The 6686-nt window shown below is 34.4% G+C and carries 5 protein-coding genes; 2 read left to right on the top strand and 3 right to left on the bottom strand.

All coding sequences use genetic code 11. The features are described 5' to 3' along the window. Positions 1–113: 113 nt before the first annotated feature. From GSA01S_RS08865 to GSA01S_RS08855, 3 genes are all read right to left on the bottom strand, one after another. Positions 114–1205 (bottom strand): HigA family addiction module antitoxin, encoded by a 1092-nt coding sequence (locus GSA01S_RS08865; RefSeq protein WP_066126749.1) that lies wholly within the window; start codon positions 1203–1205, stop codon positions 114–116. Next, positions 1198–1536: a type II toxin-antitoxin system RelE/ParE family toxin gene (locus GSA01S_RS08860; protein ID WP_066126748.1), complete on the bottom strand. Its 339-nt coding sequence runs from the start codon at positions 1534–1536 to the stop codon at positions 1198–1200. The genes GSA01S_RS08865 and GSA01S_RS08860 overlap by 8 nt, the downstream gene beginning before the upstream one ends. 689 nt (positions 1537–2225) lie before the next feature. Continuing rightward, positions 2226–3476: a hypothetical protein gene (locus GSA01S_RS08855; protein ID WP_066126746.1), complete on the bottom strand. Its 1251-nt coding sequence runs from the start codon at positions 3474–3476 to the stop codon at positions 2226–2228. A gap of 679 nt (positions 3477–4155) precedes the next feature. On the opposite strand from GSA01S_RS08855, the gene codB reads away from it, so the two are divergent. Together codB and codA are read left to right on the top strand one after the other, a co-directional pair. Beyond that, positions 4156–5433, top strand: coding sequence for a cytosine permease (gene codB / locus GSA01S_RS08850; protein WP_066126744.1), 1278 nt, complete (start codon positions 4156–4158; stop codon positions 5431–5433). A 6-nt stretch (positions 5434–5439) separates the two neighbouring features. Next, positions 5440–6675, top strand: coding sequence for a cytosine deaminase (gene codA / locus GSA01S_RS08845; protein WP_066126742.1), 1236 nt, complete (start codon positions 5440–5442; stop codon positions 6673–6675). Positions 6676–6686: the final 11 nt, after the last annotated feature.

The raw sequence follows: 6686 nt of genomic DNA, 5'->3' as shown, positions 1-6686 counted from the left end.
TTGTTTCCGTACCTTCAATTTTCTTAATCCAATAAGCTGCAAAACCTTGTGCAAACGATTCTGATGGATCATTATAATAAGAACCTTCTTCCTCCCACTCTGCTTTCAATCTTTCAAGATGGAATAGGAGTTAATTTAAACTGACAATTCACCTTTAATTCATTCAAAATATTATAGCCGATATGTTTATCATATTGTAATCTTCCAACAATAATACTAGGATGAATCCCTATTTTATCCGCAAATTCAAGAATACTTTGTTTATTTAAATTTTCATCCTTAAGATATTGACGATATTCTGTTTCTGGAATTAAGATGTCTCTAGCGAATTGATCAGCCTTTGCTTCCTTCTCCTCATAATGTGCAACCTCTCCTAAGTCCGAATAAAACTCCCCTTCTAAAATATGCCCCAGTTCATGAAACAGAGAAAACCAAAAAATATCGGACTGTTTATTTTTATCGGTAAGAAGTAGCAAAACACTCCCATTTTTATAACGTTTAGTCGCGCCGTTTAATCCTGCATTTTTTAAAGAGGGTAATCCAATTAAAACTATACCGCAAGATAAAAGTAACTCTTCCAACTCTGTATAAAACGATTCTTCGCTTCTTAAAGTTAACTCTCGGATTTGTGGTAAAACTTTCTTTAAACGCGATTTATTAAATTTGATATCTGTCGTATCCTTAGCTAGATGCGTCGCAATCTCAAGTAAAACATTTGAGTTAATGGTCGTTTTCAAATTAAAATCTTTCGTATTACGGTAACTAACTTGTTGATTAAATTTTTTAAGATAATTTAAATCTGCTATTTTTAAAACCTGACGAAGCTCTTTAATTTTATCTATCTTATTATATCTAGTATTCTCCACGAAATGATTCACTTTAAAATAATTAAAATCAATCTGTTCACAAACTAATGCTTCATTATCAAGTAGCCGTTGCTCTTCAATTTCATTTACTTTCAAGTCATATTTCAATTGAAGTTTCATCCATGTCTCAAAACTAACACCTGTTAATTTAGATAATTTTAATGCAGTCTCTTTACTTATTGAATCCATACCATTAACCAATTTACTAATGGTCTTTGCTGAGACTCCTAATCTTTCAGCAAATTCTTCCTGATTAATGTTAAGTTCTTCAATTATCTCTTCAATATAAGAACCTGGATGGAAAGCCAATATATTTTTGTATTCGGTCATATTACTCATAATGCTTACTTACCTCCTCAATTCTTATGATATTAATTTTATTTGCTCGCGAAAAAACATCTTTCGAACTTATGTCATCAAAACTTGCAATTAATCGATATGAACTTTTCCGACCATCAATGTCAATCGCAAATTGACCTTCCCTTTTTCCTTTTAAAGGATGAAAATGGTAAATTGGGATATCAATCAATTCTTTAAGTGATTGAATTTCTTCAATGAAATTTATTAATTTATGTAATTTAATTGCTGTTTTCCGAGAATAATATTTTTGAGCTTCTTTGAAGTCTGTGCAGTGTTTTTTTACTTTTTTAGAAGAATAGTGTATTTCCAATTTTGTTCTCCTTTTATATAAATTACCAAAAAGGTAATTTATCTATATTTATTATAACTCATTTTTTAATTTTATCAAGCTTATTTATAAATACACAAACAAAGCACCATTCACTTATTTGATACATTAATTTAACTCTTCTCCTAATAGATGGGTTATTACAAAATTTCATTAGCTCTATGCTCATTTTTTAGAGAATGACAAATAATTAGATTATTGTTATCCGCCATGTTAGTATCATTTTATTCATAAGTTTTTCAGATGGGCAAATACGATTGTATTTTGCTAGTTAAAAGTGGCTCACTTTTCAATTAATATAGTGGTTCATTTTTAAGTTAACCTATACAAACTATCATCATTCCATTTGAATCCAACTCTTTAATTTATAGTGCAGGGGTTGAGTGGTCTCAACTGTGCGAAGGGGTGGTTAGACGAAGCAAAATTCATTTGATTTTCTACTTCTGGCTCACTCCTAACTGTTCAGGTTGGATAGACGAAGAAATAATATTGCCCACCCCCATAAAACTTCAAGAATTGAAGGCTGTAAGTTTCACGCAGCGAACAGTAAGTCGGTGCCATTGCTATTTAATATCAATTAACTAACTCAAACATTTTTATCATTCTTTACACACAAAAACACCTTACTCGTTCATAGTTAGAGTAAGGTGTGATTTTTATTGTTTAAAACTTTAGCCTTCAATATTTAATTTTGCGAATAAGTCTTCAAAATAAGCTTCGGTCTCAGGACGGTCCGCAATGTCGGTATTTTCATAGCCATAGTCACTAGTTTCCGTGTCTTCAATTTTCTTAATCCAATAAGCCGCAAAACCTTGTGCAAAAGACTCCGATGGATCATTATAATAAGAACCTTCTTCTTCCCACTCTGCTTGATGGACACTCATCCATTCATCAGAATCTGAGAAACTCTTATATTCTTCTAAAGCCGGATCTTTATAAACACGAGAAGAATAATCAATAATATGCCCCATTTCATGATAGATAATGACTGGTTCAATTTCATATTCTTCCGAGAAGTGAATTTCTCTTGCTGGGTACGCCATCGCACTTAAATCAAAGTCGCCGACATCGATAATATTATTAATATCCGCATGTGTCATATAACCAAAACGTGCTAAACGTTGTTGGAAGTCTAACGGTAATTTATGGAAAGCTTCTACTATAATACTTTCTCTTTCATCCAGTTCAGATGACTCTTCCACCCCTTCAAAGTATTCAAAGTATGGGTCTTTGTCTTCGCTGACTGACATATCATAACGTTCTACTAATAAATTATAAGAGTCGTACATATCATCTAATAATTCTTGAATTCGTGGATTAGATGGATCTTGTTCTTGTAAAATTTCCGCGCGACGAATGTCTGCATAGGCATCCGCAATTATTTGTGGTGAAAAGTTTTTCGTATAATGATACATCTCATAAATATCATCCGTATAATGATTCAAGTAAGATCCATGCAATTTAAAATTAATGTCTTGATACTGTGCTTCGACTAATTCTTCTAAACTAAAAGTATCTAATAAATCGGTAGAAGCCACAGCTGGCGAGACGATTTGCATATCGCCATTATCATAAATTAAATACAACCAAGCGAAGGTAGATAAATCACGATAACTTTTACCTCCAGTGATTTCATTAACAAATTCAAAATTACTTCCTGGATTTGATACATATAAGGCATCATCTACCGAAGCAAATAAAGTATCTTCATTCAAAATAATTCGATCATGAATACTTTCACCCTCGCCAATTTCAAATTCTACTTGGGGATATATTGATTCATAAAGATCAAATTGTTGTCCATTCACTTCAAATGACGTTTCATCAACTGTTGCGGTTTCAGCATTTACGACGCTTAAGGCAGGGGCATTTAAACTGACTGCTGTCATTGCCGCTAACCATAGTTTTATCCATTTTCTCATTAGTCTCATCCTCCCAAATTTTGTTTGCTTAATCTATTTACTACACCTTAATCTTAAAGTAAAACTGATTTCAAATGTAAAGAAAAACACTTAAAATAAATTTTATTCATTAAAATTTTAAATAAAATACAAACAAAGGGGAGTAGACCTGAAGTAGAAATTTTAATGATTTTCGCTTTGTCAGCCTCCACTCTCACAGATGAGTTAGCATAAAATAGAAAATGAATAGTTTTTGCTTCGTCTGCCTACCCCCGCACAGTTGGGAGTGGACCTGAAGTAGAAATCTGAATGATTTTCATTTGACCATCATTTAATATTTTATAATTAATTATTCCATCCTTCATGAAGATGTTTTATAAAACTTACCATCCCTACTCTGTTTTGATAATTCAAGGACCCCTAGTGATTATTCTCATGCGACCATAACAATTGGAGGCAGATTTTCGCTAGTCGATTCCATAGAGTATTCATGGTGCCTTGACGGACATTGGAATTTCATTTTTAAATAATCGTCAATTTACTCTGTACAAATAAAGTAACTTTGTTATAATAGTTAACGATAAATCTTTAAACCTATCCGAGAGATAGGAAAGATAGAGAATACGTTTTTTTAGCTTGCTATAAAATAATGCGATCTCTATCCAGAGATTTAAATAATTTTATAGGAGGCTTTTTTGTTATGCAAAATATTGCGGAACGTCAAGAAGTTGCGTCAATACCGAGTCATTTGACTGTAGGCGCACAAGCAGTTACCCCACAAGATGAGGAGTATGCTCTCACTAAGGTCAATGGAAATTACAAAAATTTCTGGCAAATGTTAGTGGTGATGGTCGGTTTTACCTATTTCTCCCCTTCCATGATGGCCGGTGGGCAATTAGGGTTAGGACTTAACTTTAGTGACTTTGTCATTGCGATTTTATTAGGTAACTTATTTTTAGCTGTCTATACGGGGATACTCGCACATATTGGACAAGCTACACGAATGAATTTTGACTTATTATCCAAAAAAGCATTTGGTCATACTGGTTCAAAATTACCCTCTTTATTAGTGGGCTTGACCCAAATGGGTTGGTTCGGTGTCGGTGTGGCCATGTTTGCGATTCCTGTTGCCAAATTATATGGTCTCAACACTTATGTCTTAGTACTAATTATAGGTGGCTTGATGACCTTAACGTCTGTGAAAGGAATTAAAGCTTTATCGATTTTCGGTTCCATTGCCGTTCCTTTAATTACCCTTTTAGGTTTTTATTCGATGTATCGTTCAATTAATGATGTTGGAGGGGTCACTCATCTATTTTCAGATACGCCAGCTCAACCGATTACTTTAACCGCTGCTTTAAGTATTGTTATTGGTAACTTTATCAGTGGTGGGACCTCGACGCCGAATTTTACCCGCTTTGCTGATAATCGAGTGACTGCCATTATTTCCACAGTGATTGCTTTCTTTATCGGCAATATCTTAATGTTTAGCTTTGGCGCTACTGGTGCCGCTGCCTTTAATATGCCCGATATCTTTGATGTGTTAATTTTTCAAGGTTTAACGATTCCAGCCATTTTATCTTTAGGATTTAATATTTGGTCTACCAATAATAATGCCTTGTATACCGCTGGTTTATCGATTTCTAATGTAACCAAATTTCCAATGAAATGGATGACCTTATTTGGAGGAACCTTGGCTACTTTATTCGCTATCTTTTTATACGATAACTTTGTTTCCTACCTAAGTTTGTTAGGATCAATGATTCCCCCCGTTGGTGCAGTCATTATTATCGATTATTTTATCAATAGCAAGCACTATCAAGAAGTAGAAACAACTCGCCAATGGAATTGGCATGCGATAATAGCCGTTATCATCGGGATTAGTTTGGGATTAATGATTCAAAGTGGGATTACACCCATCAATAGTTTAATCGTCGCCGTTATTGTTTATTTCGTCTTATCAAAAATAAAGGGGTAATGGAAAATGTTAATTAAAAATGTTCATATCGAAAATCAAGAAAAAGCCACAGACATTCGTATTATGGATGGTATCATTACAGAAATTAGTGACCACCTTCATGCTGGTGATAATGAAGAAGTGATTGATGCGACAGGAAAACTGGCCTTACCGCCCTTTATTGAACCACATATTCATTTAGATTCCGTCTTAACCGCCGGCGAACCAAAATGGAATGAGTCCGGTACCCTATTCGAAGGAATTGAGACTTGGGCTTTACGCAAACAAAGTCTTACTTATGAAGATGTAAAAGAACGTGCCGGACGCGCAATTCGTAAACAAGCTGCTAATGGTATTCAATTTGTCAGAACTCATGTTGATACAACGGACCCTAATTTAACTGCTCTAAGAGCATTAATCGATCTGCGTGAAGAAGTAAAAAACTTTATTGAAATTCAGGTAGTAGCATTCCCACAAGAAGGGATTTTAAGTTATAAAAACGGCTATGAATTACTAGAAGAAGCTCTAAAATTAGGTGCTGATGTAGTAGGGGCTATTCCACATTATGAATTCACTCGTGAATATAGCGTGGCTTCACTCAAGATGATGATGCAATTAGCCCAAAAATATAATGTCTTAGTGGACGTCCACTGCGATGAGATTGATGATGAAGCTTCGCGTGGCTTAGAAGTACTGGCTACCTTAGCATTAGAAACAGGCATGAAAGGTCGCGTAACAGCATCGCATACTACCGCGATGCATTCTTATAATAATGCCTATGTTGCGAAATTAATGCGCTTATTACGTCTTTCTGAAATCAACTTTATCGCCAATCCACTCGTAAATACGCATCTACAAGGGCGAATTGATACTTATCCAAAACGTCGTGGCATGACGCGAGTCAAAGAATTACTAGCCAATGGTAATAATGTTGCTTTTGGTCATGACGACTTATTCGATCCTTGGTACCCATTAGGTGATGGTAATATGTTAGAAGTCATTCATATGGGATTACATATCGGTCATATGATGGGCTATCAAGAAATTATGGACTCCTATCGCTTTGTAACTCATAATGCTGCTCGCTGTTTAAATATTACCGACCGTTATGGAATTCAAGAAGGTAAACCGGCTAACTTAATTATTATGAATCACAATAATTTCTATAATGTTTTAAATGAACGTAGCGAAGTCTTATATAATATCCACGAAGGTAAAATTATTGCGCAAACTCAGCCAAAAGTAAAAGAGGTTCTATTCTAACTCTTATTTGA

It is taken from the genome of Globicatella sanguinis NBRC 15551, from assembly GCF_001552295.1.
Classification (GTDB): Bacteria; Bacillota; Bacilli; order Lactobacillales; family Aerococcaceae; genus Globicatella; species Globicatella sanguinis.
This window is presented reverse-complemented; position numbering and strand designations above follow the sequence as displayed.